Origin of the sequence: Pseudomonas sp. BNK-7, from assembly GCF_048072025.1 — a bacterium.
Lineage (GTDB): Bacteria > Pseudomonadota > Gammaproteobacteria > Pseudomonadales > Pseudomonadaceae > Aquipseudomonas > Aquipseudomonas danubii.
On the sequence record NZ_CP182252.1, the window covers coordinates 4275208 to 4291334 of the forward strand.

Sequence of the window (16127 nt, forward strand, 5' to 3'; positions counted from 1 at the left end):
CAGGCGTCATTCTCATGGACGTCTTCGCTGGCAAGCCAGCGCCTACAGGGCGTGAACATGATTTCAGCTGCGTCAGACAGCCAAGCTCTGCGCCCTTGCCGGGCGTGCCCTTGAAATGCCTAGAACAACAATCATCAACCCATGCTTTCGAGGTTTACCATCATGTCGCTCAACGACAGACTCAAGCACCACCTGGATCAGGGCGTGGTCGGCTTTCCCACCGCGCTGGCCAGTGCCGTGGGCCTGATCATGGCCAGCCCGGTGATCCTGACGGCTACCACCGGATTCGGTATCGGTGGTGGAGCGTTCGCCGCGGCGATGGTGATCGCCCTGCTGATGATGCTGGCGCAATCCACCACCTTCGCCGAAGCGGCCTGCCTGTTGCCCACCAATGGCTCGGTCTATGACTACCTGGCCTGTGGCCTGGGGCGTTTCTTCGCTATCACCGGGACCTTGTCCGCCTACCTGATCGTGCATGTGTTTGCCGGGACGGCGGAAACCATTCTCAGCGGCGTCATGGCCCTGGTGAATTTCGAATCCCTCAATACCCTGCTGGAACAGAGCGGCAGCGCCTGGTTGGTGGGTGTCGGGTTGGTAGTGTTCTTCGGCCTGCTCAACGCCGTGGGCATTACCGCCTTCAGCCGTGCCGAGGTGATCCTGACCTTCGGCATGTGGACCACCCTGATCATCTTTGGCGTGCTCGGGGTCATCAAGGCTCCGGCAGTGGAACTTGATGGCTGGTTCGGTGCTTCCAGGGTGGGGACCGATCTGACGACCATCCTGTCTCTGGTGGGCATGGCCATGTTCATGTTCGTCGGCTGCGAGTTCGTCACCCCCCTGACACCGGATGTACGCAAGGCAGCCAGGACCATTCCCCGGGCCATGGCCCTGGGTCTGGTAGGCGTCGCGGTGTGCATGTTCATCTACGGCGCGGCCATGAAGCGCCAGGTGGAAAACATTGCCTTGAGTGAGGACGGCAGCGTGCATTTGCTGGATACGCCCATGGCCATCCCGCATTTCGCCGAGCAGATCATGGGGCCGTTCGGCCGCATCTGGCTGGGGATCGGCCTGCTGTTTGCCGGTGCCGCGACTATCAACACGTTGATGGCCGGCCTGCCGCGAATTCTCTATGGCATGGCCCTGGACGGGGCATTACCCAAGGTTTTCACCTATCTGCACCCACGCTTCAAGACACCGCTGCTGTGCATCGCCGTGGCGGTCCTGATTCCCTGCCTGCATGCCTGGTGGCTGGGTGGCAGCACCGACAGCATCATGCACCTGGTGCTGGCGGCGGTTTGTGCCTGGAGCACCGCCTACCTGCTGGTCACCTTGTCGGTGGTGATGTTGCGCATTCGCCGGCCGGATTTGCCGCGGGCTTATAAATCGCCATGGTTTCCGTTGCCGCAGATTCTGTCCTCGGTGGGAATTGTCCTGGGCATGTGGTTCATCACCCCCCCGGGGATGAATCCACGGGATATCTATGTGCCCTTCGGCAGCATGTTGGGCCTGACCGCTATCTACGCGCTGGTCTGGACCTTGCTGGTACAGAAGGTCAATCCGTTTCGTCCGGTGCCGGTGGAGGAGGTGCTGGAACAGGCACTGAGCCTGTCGCCGGATGAAACCCCAAGCCCTCGGGAGAACCTGTCTGATGAATCTTTCAAGCTGGCGACAAAACCTCTTTGAATTCTGGCACCGGGCACCTTCGGGCTATCGCCCGGGGGTCACCCTGGGTCAGGTGCGGCGGGATCTGGCGGGCCTGGATTTCACCCCTCGCTCTGCTGGGCTGGGGGTTTTCCATTGCCCGCAAAGCGCTCTGGAGTTCCAAGTGCGGGAGCGTCCCCAGGCGCAGTTCCTGATGCATATCGTGGTCTGTGAGTGGCGTCTGCAGGTGCCCTGCGAGCGTCCCGGGCAAGCGCGGATTGGCCTGCGCCACACCGGGGCGATTCGTCGACAGGGCGTCGCCGCGCGATTGCTTGCGGGGGAGGCAGAGCAATGGGCGCCCTTGCTGCAGAAGCTGTGCAGTGATCAGTCGTTGCTGGAGCGGCTGCTGCCGCTGGACTTCAAGCACCTTGAGCTGTGGCGGGATGAGCAGGGCTGGCAAGTGCGCCTTGAGCACTTTGGCGCCAGCGAGGTGGTCAATCGTTTACCGGGGTTCAGGCGCTACATCCGCTTGAGTCCCCAACAGCGGGCGGCGCTGTTGGGCAGCTTCACTGAGTTGTACAAGCTTCTACGAGAATTCTGACCGACATAACCGTTAGTACTGGCATACACCCTGCTTAAGCCATAACAGACTATCCATGCTGTCAGGCTCCTTGCCTGGCAAATAGATAACATGTTAATGATATCGCCATAACAACAAAGGCGGTCTGAACCGGCTTATGGAGGTGCACAGTGCTTGCTTCGCATAGTTTCAGTTCCTGGGTAGGTGCCCTGCAGGGTGTCTGCGGTCGATTCGACGCCCGCCCGGCGCGCAATCCCGCCTTGTTTATCGGTGAAGTGGGTTTGCAGGATTATGCCGGGCTGGAGGTGGCGCAGATCCGCACCAATGCCGGGCTGATCTCCCGCCAGAGCACCAAGGTCGACCATGAGGACGATCGTCATTGTTTCCTGATCATCCAGCGCAGTGGCCACGCTCGCCTGAGCCAGGATGGTGAGAGCATTGAGCTGGCTCCCGGCGACATGGCGTTGCTGGATTCGGCCGGTGCCTGTGAAATCGTGCCCCACGGCCTGATCGAGCACGCCTCGTTCCACCTCAGCCGGGAAGAGGTTTACCGGCATCTGCCGACCCCGCAGCGCAAGTTCGGCAAGTTGTCGCAAAACTGTGCCAGTGGTCGCCTGATGCGTTTGCTGGTGGAGCAGATCTGCGCCGGCGATCTGCAGGGGTGTGCGGCGCAGCAGGAGGGTCAGGCCCTGCAAGAGGCCCTGATCGCCTTGCTTGGGCCGACCCTGCGTCAGACGGCCAGCACCCTGGATGGCTTTGACGACAACCTGCATGGTCAATGTCTGCGTGATCAGGCTCGGCAACTGATCAATCAATCCCTCAATGAGCCGGGCCTGACCCCGGTATCCCTGGCCGGGCAGTTGAATATTTCGGTGCGCCAGCTGTACCGACTGTTTGAGGAGCAGGGCGACAGCGTGTGTCGCTTCATCCAGCGCTCCCGGCTCAAGCGCAGCGCGGCGGACCTGAGCAACCCGCAGCTGCGCAACGAATCCATCACCGATATCGCCTTCAAGTGGGGCTTTACCGATTCGGCGCATTTCAGCCGGACGTTCAAGAAGCACTTCGAACAGTCGCCCCGTGACTTCCGCGCCCGCTCCCTGAACGCGTAGGCGCCGGAGTTTCGCATAGCCCTCAAAACGGCAACGCTGGCTGCGTAGGAGCCGGCTTGCCGGCGAAGAGGCCCTTGAGTTTTGCGTTGTCCTTGAGGACGCCTTCGCTGGCAAGTCAGCTCCTACGGCAAGCGGGCAAGCAGGTAGGCAAGAACGCAAGGCCGCGAAAAGACCGTGAACAGCAGCCTGAACAGGGGCGTCAGGGATTTTCCAGATCATGCCCCAGGGATTGGATGAACAACGAAAACAACTCGGGCTGGCTGGAGATGTCCAGCTTGGCGTAAAGGTGGCGGCGGTGCACCTTGATGGTGTCCGGCGAGATTTTCAAACGCTCGGCCATGGCTTTGGAAGAAAAACCCCGGAGGATCAGTCGGGCGATCTCCAGCTCCCGATCCGACAGCACCGCGCTGCCGAAATGGCTCAGGGCATCGCGAATCTGGCTGGCCATTTCCTCTGCAACCGGGGCCTGGGGACGTATCTGGCTGTGTTGCCAATGCTGTTGCATCAGTGGCAGCACCCAGGCCGCGAAGGTCGTGAGCTGGCCGATTTCCTCGCGATTGAAGACCCGTTGGTTGCCCAGTGACAGGGACAGGGTGCCGGTATCGGGCAGTTGCAGGATGAATTGCACTTCATCTTCCAGGACATTGTCGTGGAAGTAGCTGAGAAAGTACTCGCTCTGGCGGAAGTGGTCCGGGGCCACTTCTTCCAGGCGGTACAGGCCGCTGGGGTAGCCCTCGCGACAGGCCTGGAAGAACGGGTCCAGCAGGTACAGGCCATTGAGGTAGGTGAGCATCGACGCCGGTTTGCTGCTGGGCTCCGCGTCATATTCCTCAAGGGCCCGGGGCGGGCCATCCACCGGGTAGAAGATCGCCAGGGCATTGTCGAACGGCGTCGCCTGGTGCAACAGCAGGATCAGCTGTTTCCAGAATCGCGGGTTGCCGATCAGCGTAAGGGTGCGACCCAGGCCGGCGTGCATGCCGACCTCCCTGAACAGATTGCTCAAAGACCTTGCTCCATTGATGCGTCGAAAGTGCCGTAGAAGGGTTTCGTCGATTTGCCTGTTGCCGTCAAGGGGAGTACTCCAATAGGGGAATTGGTCGCAGTCATGTGACTGCCTAGAGTAGCTCCCAGCCAGTGCGTCCCAGAGCGCACCCGCCCGATGGATTTCGTTTCTGCCTCAGACCAACAATAAACACGAGGATAACGATATGAGCTCTCCCTCCGCGCCCGACGGCGCGCTGAAACCAACCCTGAGTGTGTTCGATGTGGTGGCTATCACGGTCTCCGGCGTGACCCCCGCCAGTTCCGTGTTCGTGATCGCGCCCTTTGCCATCCACCAGGCCGGCAGCGGGGTGTTCCTGGCGTTCGTCATGGCCGGGTTGCTGGCACTGATGTTTGCCTTCTGTTACGCCGAGCTGGGCCGGGCCCATAACAGTGCCGGCGGTGAGTACGTGTATGCCAAGCGCGTGTTTGGCGGCATGGCCGGCTATGCCACCTTCCTCACGGTGCTGGTGATGCTGCTGTTCATCCCTCCGGTGCTGGCCACTGGCGCCGCCACCTATTTGAACAACGCCCTGGGTACCGACTTCGACTCCCAGACCGTAGCCCTGGTGATAGTGGTCTGCAGCTACCTGCTGGGCATCCTCAACATCAAGCTCAATGCCTGGATCACCGGCACTTGCCTGTTGCTGGAGGTGGCGGCGTTGCTGGTGATTGTCTGGCTGGGCTTTGGCAACGCCACGCAACCGGTGAGCATTCTTTTGCAACCGCAGATCGTCGATCACGGTGCATTGCAGATGGCGCCCTGGGCCCTGGTGATCGGTGCGGTGGGCATCGGCCTGTTTTCCTACAACGGCTACGGGCCGGCGGTACTGCTGGCCGAAGACATGAAGTGCAAGGGGCGCGGCGTGCACAAGGCGGTGCTCTGGTCCCTGGTGCTGGTGGTGATCATCGAACTGGTGCCGCTCACCGCGCTGCTGATCGGCGCGCCGTCCTTGAGCGCGATGCTGGCCAGCCCAGATCCCATCGGCTACCTACTCACCAGCCATGGCAATGAAACCCTCGCCAGGGTGGTCAGTGGCGGGATCTTCCTGTCGGTGTTCAACGCCATTGTCGCGATCGTCATCCAGATCGGCCGGGTGGTGTTCAGCAGCGGCCGCGACGCCCTGTGGACGCCCACCATCAACCGCCTGTTCACGCGGATTCATCCACGCTGGGACTCGCCATGGCTGGCTACGTTGTTCCTGGCGATTCCTTCGGCAGTACTCAGTTTCAGCTCGAATCTGGCGGACCTCACGTCCTTCAGTGTGTTGCTGATCATGCTGGTGTACCTGATCGTTGCCCTCAGCGCGCTGATGAGCCGGGTGCTGCTGCGCGACCGCGAGCATCCCTATCGCATGCCCCTGTGGCCAGTACCGGCGCTGCTGGCGGTGATGGGCGCGGGGTATCTGCTGATCAATCTGTTCCTCGAGGCGTCCCTGCGGGACATCATGGTGATTATCGGGCTGCTGGCACTGTCGGTGATTCTCTATGGCACCAATGGCCGGTACAGCCCGGCGTTTCAGAAATTGTAAGGAGTGGTTATGCGAGCACGTCAATTGGGCATCAGCCTGGGTCTGGGGACACCAGGTCCGTTCAATGCGATCACCGACGTACCCGGGGTACGGGTGGGGCACAGCACTCTGAAAGCCAGCGTGGGCGGCAAGCAGGTGCGCACCGGGGTCACTCTGGTCCAGCCCCGGGCCGGGCATGCGCGGCAACAGCCCTGTTTCGCCGGTTGCCATGTGCTCAACGGCAATGGCGATGCCACGGGGCTGGAGTGGATTCGCGAGGCGGGCACCCTGACCACGCCGCTGGCCATTACCAATACCCACAGCGTCGGCGTGGTGCGCGACACCCTGATCGCCCTGGAGCGCGAGGCCCTTGCGGACACCGCCGTGTACTGGTGCATGCCGGTGGTGATGGAAACCTACGACGGCCTGCTGAACGACATCTGGGGGCAGCATGTGGGGCCGCAACAGGTGCGCGAGGCCATGGCCAGCGCCGAGTCCGGGCCGGTGGCCGAAGGCGCGGTAGGCGGCGGCACCGGGATGATCTGTCATGAGTTCAAGGGCGGGATCGGTACCGCCTCCCGGCGGCTGGCGGCAGAGCAGGGCGGCTACACCGTCGGCGCTCTGGTCCAGGCCAACCACGGCAAGCGTGAAGAGCTGCGGGTGGACGGTTACCCGGTGGGGCGTCATCTGGGAGGGATTGCCTCACCTTTTGCCGAGCGCGGCACCCCGGGCATGGGCTCGATCGTGGTGATCCTGGCCACTGATGCGCCGCTGCTGCCCCATCAGTGCCAGCGCCTGGCCCAGCGTGCTTCCATCGGCATTGCCCGCACCGGTGGCGGCACCGAAGATTCCAGTGGCGATATCTTCCTGGCCTTTGCCACGGGAAACCGGGACTTGCCCGCTGCGGATTATGGACGCAAGGACCTGGCGTTCACTGCGCCTCTGGCGATGCTCAACAACGATCACATCTCGCCGCTGTTCAGCGCAGCCGCCGAGGCGGTGGAGGAGGCCATCATCAATGCCATGCTGGCAGCCGAGCCGATGAGCAGTGCCGACGGGGTGCAAGTACCGGCGCTGACCCCGCAAGTATTGAGGCAAGCATTGGAACTAACTGGTTGGAACATGAAATAACCGACTAAGAAGTGCGACGCAATCGACATAATTTTCTATATGGATATTTAATAATTAAATTGTAGATTGTCGGACAATGTCTAGCGCTAATCGGCTGGAAAAGAATCTTTTAAGTGCACGGTCATTGTTTGCGGGAGTTTGTCGGAACAGTGGAATTTGACGTCAAAAAAGTAGTGGACGCCTGATTTCAAACTGTGTCAGCTTGCTTTCGCCTGCTTAGGGCGAGTGATAGGACGATCTCGCCAGGGATTGTCGCTATCTGACAAAAACTGTTCCATTGATTACAAGGAAGTGTGTTTATGTCGACAATAAAAAAGAGCGCTATTGCATCTGCCGAACAGCAACTCGAGCCATTGGCCGCAGCAAGTTCGGCGTATAACCAGATCAATAGCTTTAGCCACCAATACGATCGTGGCGGCAATCTCACGGTTAACGGCAAGCCTTCGTTCTCAGTCGATCAAGCCGCCACGCAATTGCTGCGTGACGGCGCTGCGTTCAAGGACCTGAACGGTAACGGCAAAATCGATCTGTCCTATACCTTCCTGACCTCGGCTTCCTCGAGCACCATGTACAAGCACGGTATCTCCGGGTTCAGCCAGTTCAGCGCCCAGCAGAAGGCCCAAGCAGTGCTGGCCATGCAATCCTGGGCCGATGTGGCCAATGTCGTGTTTACCGAGAAAGCCTCGGGTGGTGACGCTCGCATGACCTTCGGCAACTACAGTGGTGGCCAGGACGGCGCGGCGGCCTTCGCCTACCTGCCGGGCACCGGTGCCGGTTACGACGGTACCTCCTGGTACCTGATCAACAGCAGCTACACCCAGAACAAGAATCCCGACCTGAACAACTATGGCCGTCAGACCCTGACCCATGAGATCGGTCACACCCTGGGCCTGGCTCACCCTGGCGACTACAACGCAGGCGAAGGCAACCCAAGCTACAAGGACGCCAGCTACGGCCAGGACACGCGTGGCTACAGCATCATGAGCTACTGGAGTGAAAGCAACACCAGCCAGAACTTCAGCAAGGGCGGGGTCGTGGCCTATTCGTCCGGTCCGCTGATGGACGATATCGCAGCCATCCAGAAACTCTACGGGGCCAACTACGGCACCCGTGCCGGCGATACCACCTATGGCTTCAACTCCAACACCGGGCGCGACTTCTACAGCGCCAGTTCGTCTGCCGACAAGCTGGTGTTCTCGGTGTGGGACGGTGGTGGCAACGATACCCTGGACTTCTCCGGATTCACTCAGAACCAGAAGATCAACCTCAATGAGGCCTCGTTCTCCGACGTTGGCGGCATGGTGGGTAACGTCTCCATTGCTCAGGGCGTGACCGTGGAGAACGCCATCGGCGGTTCGGGCAACGATCTGCTGATCGGCAACAACGCTGCCAACGTGCTCAAGGGCGGTGCCGGCAACGACATCATCTACGGTGGCGGTGGCGCCGATAAGCTCTGGGGCGGTTCGGGTTCGGACACCTTCGTGTTCGGCGCCAGTTCCGACTCCAAGCCGGGCGCGGCCGACCAGATCATGGATTTTGTCAGCGGCCTGGACAAGATCGATCTGACCGGTATCACCAAGGGTGCAGGCTTGCATTTCGTCAACGCCTTCACCGGCGCGGTGGGTGACGCCATCCTCACTACCTCCGGGGGCGTCAGCACCCTGTCCGTGGACTTCTCCGGACAGGGCGTGGCGGACTTCCTGGTCAGCACCGTTGGCCAGGCAGCCGTCAGTGACATCGTGGCCTGAGTGAAGTAGGCGGAAGGCGGCGCCGATGCGCTGCCTTCCGTTCTTGCATTGGCCCCGGGGCTGAGCGAGTCTACCGGGCGGACGGAGCACCCTATGACCCCACACACCTTGAGTTGCAAGGCGGCCACCTGGCTGCTGGCGACGCTGACGATCTTTTATGGAGCAATAACCATGGCAAGCAGCCTGCGCTTGGCGGACCCCTCGGAACTGGTTGGACACTGGCAGTTGCAGCAACAGAGCGAACCTGGCGCCGCCTGTGCCCTGGACCTGTTGCAAAACGCAGCCCTGGGAGACGGCGCCGAGTGCCTGTCGAAGTGGATCGGTGAGGCGGCGGTGGGCTGGTTTCCGGAGCCCGACGGTATTGCCATCACGGGGCGGGAAGGTTCAAGGATTATCTTTTTCAGTCGACAGAGAGAAGGCCTGTACGAAGCGCGCCTCAAAGGCGACGGTTTGATCGTGTTACAGCGTGCTGGCTAATTAAGGCAGCAGGCTGTTCGTTTAATCTTGGGTGGTTGTGGTTTTAGTTTTTCCACTCTTTTAATCGACAGGTTTTTAACCGGATGACTGTTAACTACAGTTGTCTGGTTTGGGTGTGTCCGCAGACTTTGAGACTAAGGGGCACACATCTTTAGTTGCGCCGTATATGAGGTGCTCGCGTTCGGCGCGCAGGGTCGGCTCAGGGAAATGTTGAAGATGCTGAATAATAGTCATCCTGCACCACTGTTCAAGGCATTGGGCGAATACAAGGGCATCCTGATCAGTGTCGGCTGTTTCACCGCGTTGATTAATGTGCTGATGCTGGTGCCCTCCATCTATATGTTGCAAGTCTACGACCGGGTGCTGTCGTCGCAGAATGAGACCACTCTGGTGATGCTGTCGCTGATGGTGGTGGGCTTTTTCCTGTTTATCGGGCTGCTGGAAGTGGTGCGCAGCTTTATCGTCATCCGCATCGGCAGCCAGTTGGAGCGCCGCTTCAACCTGCGGGTGTATCAGGCTGCATTCGAACGCAACCTGGCCCGTGGCGAAGGCCATGCCGGCCAGTCACTGGGCGATTTGACCCATATCCGCCAGTTCCTCACCGGGCCGGCGTTGTTCGCCTTCTTCGATGCCCCCTGGTTTCCGATCTACCTGCTGGTTATCTATGCTTTCAACGTCTGGCTCGGCGTGTTCGCCACGGTGGGCGCGGTGTTGCTGATCGCCCTGGCGTACCTGAATGAAGCCATGACCAAGAAACCCCTGGCCGAGGCCAGCGGTTTTTCGCAACGCTCCACTCAATTGGCCACCAGCCATTTGCACAATGCCGAGACCATTCAGGCGATGGGCATGCTCGGTGCCTTGCGCAAGCGCTGGTTTGCCGTGCACTCGCGCTTTCTCGGCCTGCAGAACGAGGCCAGCGACACAGGTTCGGTGATCAGTTCCCTGAGCAAGACCCTGCGTCTGTGCCTGCAATCCCTGGTGCTGGGCCTGGGCGCCTTGCTGGTGATCAAGGGCGACATGACCGCGGGGATGATGATCGCCGGGTCGATCCTCATGGGCCGGGTCCTGAGTCCCATCGACCAGTTGATCGCGGTGTGGAAGCAATGGAGTTCGGCCAAGCTGGCCTATGGTCGGCTGGACGCGCTGCTGCGCGAGTTCCCACCCAGTGACAGTGCCATGTCGTTGCCGGCGCCCAAGGGCCAGGTGAGTTTCGAGCAGGTCAGCGCCGGGCCTCCCGGACGTCGGGCGGCGACCCTGCAGCAGGTGAGCTTCAGTATCAATGCCGGTGAAGTGCTCGGGGTGCTGGGGGCCTCCGGTTCCGGCAAGTCGACCCTGGCTCGGGTACTGGTGGGCGTCTGGCCGACCCTGGCCGGCACGGTGCGCCTGGACGGCGCCGACATTCATCGCTGGAATCGCGATGAGTTGGGTCCCTACATCGGCTATTTGCCCCAGGACATCGAACTCTTCACCGGCAGCATCGCCGAGAACATCGCACGCTTTCGCCAGGCCGACCCGGAGCAGGTGGTCCAGGCCGCGCAGCTGGCCGGAGTGCACAAGTTGATCCTGCGCCTGCCTCAAGGCTACGACACCGTGCTTGGCGATGACGGCAGCGGCCTGTCCGGGGGCCAGAAGCAACGGGTGGCCCTGGCCCGGGCACTGTATGGCAATCCCAGCCTGGTGGTGCTCGACGAGCCCAACTCCAACCTCGACACCGTGGGCGAGAGCGCCCTGGCGGCGGCGATTGCCCAGCTCAAGGCCCGGGGGACCAGCGTGGTTCTGGTGACCCATCGCTCGTCGGTGCTGGCCCTGGCCGACAAGCTGCTGGTACTCAATGAAGGCCGCCTGCAGGCCTTTGGCCCCAGCCAGGAAGTACTCAAGGCGTTGGCCGGTGCCCAGCAGCCCCAGTCACTCCAACCCCAGGAACCGGCCAGACCCGCCGCTGCAGCCGCACCCGGTGGCTTGAGCATGAGCCGCCAGTATCAGGCCCCGACACGGAACAAAGGCGCATGAGCAAGGACAGCAACATGATGATCGAAGAGGGTTACGCGCCGGAACGGGTTGAGCGTGATGCGGGCTTTTTCGCGCGCATGGGCTGGATACTGGCCCTGGTGGGGGCCGGCAGTTTTTTCATCTGGGCCGCGCTGGCTCCACTGGATCAGGGGATTCCCGTGCAAGGCACGGTGGTGGTGTCCGGCAAGCGCAAAGCGGTGCAGTCCATGAGCAGCGGCGTGGTCAGCCGGATTCTGGTGCGCGAAGGCCAAAGCGTGAAGCAGGGCCAGCCGTTGTTTCGCCTGGATCAGACCCAGGTGGCGGCGGACGTGCAGTCGCTGCAGGCCCAGTACCGCATGGCCATGGCCAGCCTGGCGCGCTGGCGCAGCGAGCGCGACAACCTCAAGCAGGTGGACTTCCCGCTGCAGTTGAGCAACAGCGACGACCCACGCCTGGCCCTGGTGCTGGAAGGCCAGCGTCAGCTGTTCAGCAGCCGCCGTGAGGCGTTCTCCCGCGAGCAGGCGGGCATCCGCGCCAATATCGAAGGCGCCACCGCGCAACTGGCGGGCATGCGCCGGGCGCGCACCGACCTGGCCAGCCAGGCCGAGTCCCTGCGCCAGCAACTGAGCAACCTGCAGCCTTTGGCCGACAACGGCTACATCCCGCGCAACCGCTTGCTGGAGTACCAGCGCCAGTTGTCCCAGGTGCAACAGGAGCTGGCGCAGAACACCGGTGAAAGCGGGCGCATCGAGCAGGGCATTCTCGAGTCCCGGCTCAAGCTGCAACAGCACAGCGAGGAGTACCAGAAAGAGGTCCGCAGCCAATTGGCCGAAGCCCAGCTCAAGACCCAGACCCTGGAGCAGCAACTGACCTCCGCCGGCTTCGACTTGCAGCACAGCGAAATCATCGCCACTGCCGACGGCATCGCGGTCAACCTGGGGGTACACACCGAAGGCGCCGTGGTGCGCCAGGGTGAAACCCTGCTGGAAATCGTGCCCCAGGGCACGCACCTGGAAGTGGAAGGGCGGTTGCCAGTCAACCTGGTGGACAAGGTCGGCCCCCATCTGCCGGTGGACATCCTGTTCACCGCCTTCAACCAGAGCCGCACGCCACGGGTGCCGGGGGAAGTCAGCCTGATATCCGCCGACCAGATGGTCGACGAGAAGACCGGCATGCCGTACTACGTGCTGCGCAGCAGCGTCAGCGACCAGGCCATGGAGAAGCTCAACGGCCTGGTGATCAAGCCCGGGATGCCGGCGGAGATGTTCGTGCGCACCGGCGAGCGTTCACTGCTCAATTACCTGTTCAAGCCTCTGCTCGACCGGGCCAGCTCTGCATTGACCGAAGAATAAGGATGTCGCGTCGTATGAGTAAGCTTTCCATTCTCGCCGCGGCCTTGTCCTTGCTGGTGTGCCAGGGGGCCCAGGCCATGGGTCCGTTCCAGATCTACGAACAGGCGCTGCGCAATGACCCGGTGTTCCTCGGCGCCATCAAGGAGCGCGATGCCGGCCTGGAAAACCGCGCCATCGGCCGCGCCGGTCTGCTGCCCAAGGTGGGCTACAGCTACAACAAGGGCCACAACAACTCCAAGGTCACCTACCTGGACACGGTGCGCGGCAGCGTCAGCGAAAAACGCAACTACGACAGCTACGGCTCGTCCCTGACCCTGCAGCAGCCGCTGATCGACTACGAGGCCTACGCCAACTATCGCAAGGGTGTGGCTCAGGCCCTGTTTGCCGACGAGAACTTTCGCGGCAAGAGCCAGGAGTTGCTGGTGCGGGTGCTCAGTTACTACACCAAGGCCCTGTTCGCCCAGGATCAGATCGAGATCGCCCTGGCCAAGAAGAAGGCCTTCGAGCAACAGTTCCAGCAGAACCGGCACATGTTCGAGCAGGGCGAGGGCACCCGTACCGACATCCTCGAGGCCGAGTCGCGCTACGAGCTGGCCACCGCCGAGGAGATCGAGGCCCGGGACGAACAGGACGCGGCCTTGCGTGAACTGGGGGCGCTGATTGGCGTGCCCGACCTCGACGTGCGCGATCTCGACCCCTTGCAGGAAAACTTCCAGTCCTTTGCCCTGAGCCCGGCCAATTACGACACCTGGCATGAGATGGCCCTGAGCAACAACCCGGTGCTGGCCTCCCAGCGGCAACGGGTCGAGGTGGCGCGTTATGAAGTGGAGCGCAACCGCGCCGGGCACCTGCCCAAGCTCAGCGCTTACGCCAGCGTGCGGCAGAACGAATCGGAAAGCGGCAACACCTACAACCAGCGCTACGACACCAACACCATCGGCATCGAAGTCAGCCTGCCGCTGTACGCCGGTGGCGGGGTGTCGGCCTCCACTCGCCAGGCCAGCCGCGCCATGGAGCAGGCCGAGTACGAACTGGACGGCAAGACCCGCGAGACGCTGATTGAACTACGCCGGCAATTCAATGCCTGTCTATCGGGGGTGAACAAGTTGCGGGCCTACCAGAAAGCCCTGACCTCGGCCGAGGCCCTGGTGGTTTCGACCCAGCAGAGCATTCTGGGCGGCGAGCGGGTCAACCTCGATGCGCTCAATGCCGAGCAGCAGCTCTACACTACCCGGCGTGACCTGGCCCAGGCTCGTTACGACTACCTGATGGCATGGACCAAGTTGCATTACTACGCAGGAACCTTGCGAGAAGAAGATCTGGCCAGGGTCGATGAAGCCTTTGGCCAGCGCACAGCGCCGTAGACGGCCCGGGATCGGACCTGCCGGCGCTGAAATAACAAGGAGAAAGGAATGAGCATCTTCGACTACAAAAATGCCCTTGGCGGTGCCGGCAAAGCCCAGTACAGCGATGCCATCACGCTGGCCTTGTATGCTTCATCGCCCACCGGTGAAGCCCTGCCGGGCACCTCATGGCGACCGATCAGCGCCTCGCAACTGGGCTACCAGGGCAACATCAGCGCCCAGGGCACCATTTCCGGCGAGCAGTCTTCGGTCGGCGACGCTCAGGTCGAAATCCTGGGCAAGTACGATGCCGCCGGGCAGTTGCTGTCCTTCGGCATCAGCTTTCGTGGCACTGATAGCCTGGCGGACGGGATCAACGACCTGCAGGCGGCCTTTGTTCCAGGTTTTGCCGACAACTACAGCCGCTTGGCTTTCGACCAACTGCTGGGCAAGGTTGCCGCCTTCGCCAACGCTCAGGGCTTGAGCGGCAATGATGTGCTGGTCACCGGGCACAGCCTCGGCGGCCTGGCGGTCAACAGCCTGGCGACCATGAGCGCGGAGCATTGGGGCGGGTTCTACAAGGACGCCAGCTATGTGGCCTTTGCCTCGCCGACCCAGAGCACCGACAGCCAGCAGGTGCTGAACATCGGTTATGAAAACGACCCGGTGTTCCGCGCGCTGGACGGCACCCATTTCAACGCCTCGTCCCTGGGCACCCATGACAGGCCACAGGAGTCGGCCACCAACAATATCGTCAGCTTTACCGATCACTATTCGTCGTTGTCCGGCAAGCTGGTGCCCCAGAGCATCCTCAACCCCTGGTCCTGGTCGGCCCATAGCGCGGTCGACTACGCCGCGGGGCTCAACCGCGTGATCAATTCGGACTTCTATGACCTGACCCGTCGTGATTCGACGGTGGTGGTTTCCAACCTGTCCGAGGACAAGCGCGACCAGGTCTGGGTCAAGGACCTGAATCTCTACGCCGACCAGCACAGCGGCAGCACCTTCATCATCGGCACCCAGAGCAACGACCTGCTGCACGGCGGCAAGGGTAACGATTACCTCGATGGCGGGGCCGGTGATGACCGTTTCCGCGACGACGGCGGCTACAACATCATCCATGGCGGTTCGGGTCATAACGTTTTGCAGCTGCAGCAGCCGCTGAAGAACTTCTCCATTGCCAATGACGGCGACGGCACTTTGTACATCCGCGATGCCTATGGCGGCATCAGCATGACCCGGGATATCGGCGCCCTGGTCAGTCACGAGGCCGGGAGCTGGTGGCAACTGCTCGGCAAGGACGTCAGCTATAGCGTGACCGCCGACGGCTTGCAGAACGGCAACCAGTGGACCGCCTACAACCACTCCCTCAATGGCGATGCCTATGGCAATGCGCTGGTGGCCAGCGTCAATGGCGATTGGCTGTTCGGCCATGGCGGCGACGACCTGCTGAGCAGCGATAAGGCCAACGTGACCTTTGTCGGCGGTGCCGGCAACGACGTCATGTACTCCAGCGGAGGTGGCAGCAACACGTTCCTGTTCAGCGGCAACTTCGGCCTCGACCTGATCCACGGCTACCAGAGCAACGACAAGCTGGTGTTCATGGGTGTGCCCGGCATCGATGCCCATTACGACTACAGCCAGCACCTGTCCCAGAGCGGCAACGACACCTTGCTCAAGGTGGGCGACTACTCGGTGACCCTGGTGGGCATCGGTATGGAGGGGCTCAACGGTTCAGGCATCGTGTTCGCCTGATTCCGCCTCGGCCGGGGGAGCGCAGGATTCGCTCCCCCGGGCTTTGCGGACCTTGAACCCAGAGGGCATCGGGGTGGCTCCCCTGAAGTCGCCGGCAACACCCTGATCCGTCCTGGATGGACGATCGAACAACAACAAAAAACGAGAAGTCATCAACATGGATGTCAGATGTCATCAGTTCAACAGGCTGGCGGGCACTCTGTGCCTGGCGTTTACCGCAGGCCTGCCGTTGACGGCCGCCCAACGCCGTTCGGCACACCGGCCAGTGGGGCGTTCCCGCCCCCATGCCATCGGCGCTCTGGCGCCAGCCATGGCACCTTTCCCTTATCTGAACAACCAGCAAGCCCAGCAGGTGCTGCCCAGTCCCGTGCGCCTGTGCGGCTGCGTTGGCGCGCCTGGGGTGTTGGTGAGCGACACAAGGGTGTCGGAGTCAATCTGCAATGGCGTTTC

Annotated in this window: 12 protein-coding genes; 11 read left to right on the forward strand and 1 reads right to left on the reverse strand. The window is 61.8% G+C overall.

What is annotated here, in order from left to right:
• Window positions 1–162: 162 nt before the first annotated feature.
• From ACMGF8_RS19860 to feaR, 3 genes are all read left to right on the forward strand, one after another.
• Window positions 163–1683, forward strand: coding sequence for an APC family permease (locus ACMGF8_RS19860; RefSeq protein WP_102865142.1), 1521 nt, complete (start codon window positions 163–165; stop codon window positions 1681–1683).
• Window positions 1649–2242, forward strand: a complete 594-nt coding sequence (locus tag ACMGF8_RS19865; RefSeq protein ID WP_115579976.1) for a DUF3156 family protein — start codon at window positions 1649–1651, stop codon at window positions 2240–2242. The genes ACMGF8_RS19860 and ACMGF8_RS19865 overlap by 35 nt, the downstream gene beginning before the upstream one ends.
• A gap of 149 nt (window positions 2243–2391) precedes the next feature.
• The gene (feaR, locus tag ACMGF8_RS19870) at window positions 2392–3330 is read left to right on the forward strand and encodes a transcriptional regulator FeaR (RefSeq protein ID WP_102865140.1); all 939 of its coding nucleotides are present in this window, start codon (window positions 2392–2394) and stop codon (window positions 3328–3330) included.
• A gap of 199 nt (window positions 3331–3529) precedes the next feature.
• Here the strand turns inward: feaR and ACMGF8_RS19875 are convergent, their stop codons facing one another.
• Window positions 3530–4333, reverse strand: a complete 804-nt coding sequence (locus ACMGF8_RS19875; protein ID WP_102865139.1) for a helix-turn-helix transcriptional regulator — start codon at window positions 4331–4333, stop codon at window positions 3530–3532.
• A gap of 205 nt (window positions 4334–4538) precedes the next feature.
• Here ACMGF8_RS19875 and ACMGF8_RS19880 point away from each other — a divergent pair, with 205 nt between their 5' ends.
• The 8 genes from ACMGF8_RS19880 (at window position 4539) to ACMGF8_RS19915 (ending at window position 15677) form a co-directional block, all read left to right on the forward strand.
• Window positions 4539–5903: an APC family permease gene (locus ACMGF8_RS19880; protein WP_102865138.1), complete on the forward strand. Its 1365-nt coding sequence runs from the start codon at window positions 4539–4541 to the stop codon at window positions 5901–5903.
• A gap of 9 nt (window positions 5904–5912) precedes the next feature.
• The gene (locus ACMGF8_RS19885) at window positions 5913–7013 is read left to right on the forward strand and encodes a P1 family peptidase (RefSeq protein WP_102865137.1); all 1101 of its coding nucleotides are present in this window, start codon (window positions 5913–5915) and stop codon (window positions 7011–7013) included.
• A 299-nt stretch (window positions 7014–7312) separates the two neighbouring features.
• The gene (locus ACMGF8_RS19890; protein WP_115579979.1) at window positions 7313–8761 is read left to right on the forward strand and encodes a serralysin family metalloprotease; all 1449 of its coding nucleotides are present in this window, start codon (window positions 7313–7315) and stop codon (window positions 8759–8761) included.
• A 93-nt stretch (window positions 8762–8854) separates the two neighbouring features.
• Entirely contained in the window at window positions 8855–9238 is a 384-nt protein-coding gene (locus ACMGF8_RS19895; protein WP_102865135.1) for an AprI/Inh family metalloprotease inhibitor, read from the forward strand.
• A gap of 216 nt (window positions 9239–9454) precedes the next feature.
• Window positions 9455–11248, forward strand: a complete 1794-nt coding sequence (locus ACMGF8_RS19900) for a type I secretion system permease/ATPase (RefSeq protein WP_416756997.1) — start codon at window positions 9455–9457, stop codon at window positions 11246–11248.
• Window positions 11249–11262: 14 nt separating this feature from the next.
• On the forward strand, window positions 11263–12579 hold the full coding sequence (locus ACMGF8_RS19905) for an HlyD family type I secretion periplasmic adaptor subunit (RefSeq protein WP_416760337.1): 1317 nt from the start codon (window positions 11263–11265) through the stop codon (window positions 12577–12579).
• Between the two features lie 14 nt (window positions 12580–12593).
• Window positions 12594–13943, forward strand: coding sequence for a TolC family outer membrane protein (locus ACMGF8_RS19910; RefSeq protein ID WP_416756998.1), 1350 nt, complete (start codon window positions 12594–12596; stop codon window positions 13941–13943).
• Window positions 13944–13991: 48 nt separating this feature from the next.
• Complete coding sequence (locus ACMGF8_RS19915; protein ID WP_416756999.1) at window positions 13992–15677, forward strand: polyurethanase; 1686 nt, start codon at window positions 13992–13994, stop codon at window positions 15675–15677.
• Window positions 15678–16127: the final 450 nt, after the last annotated feature.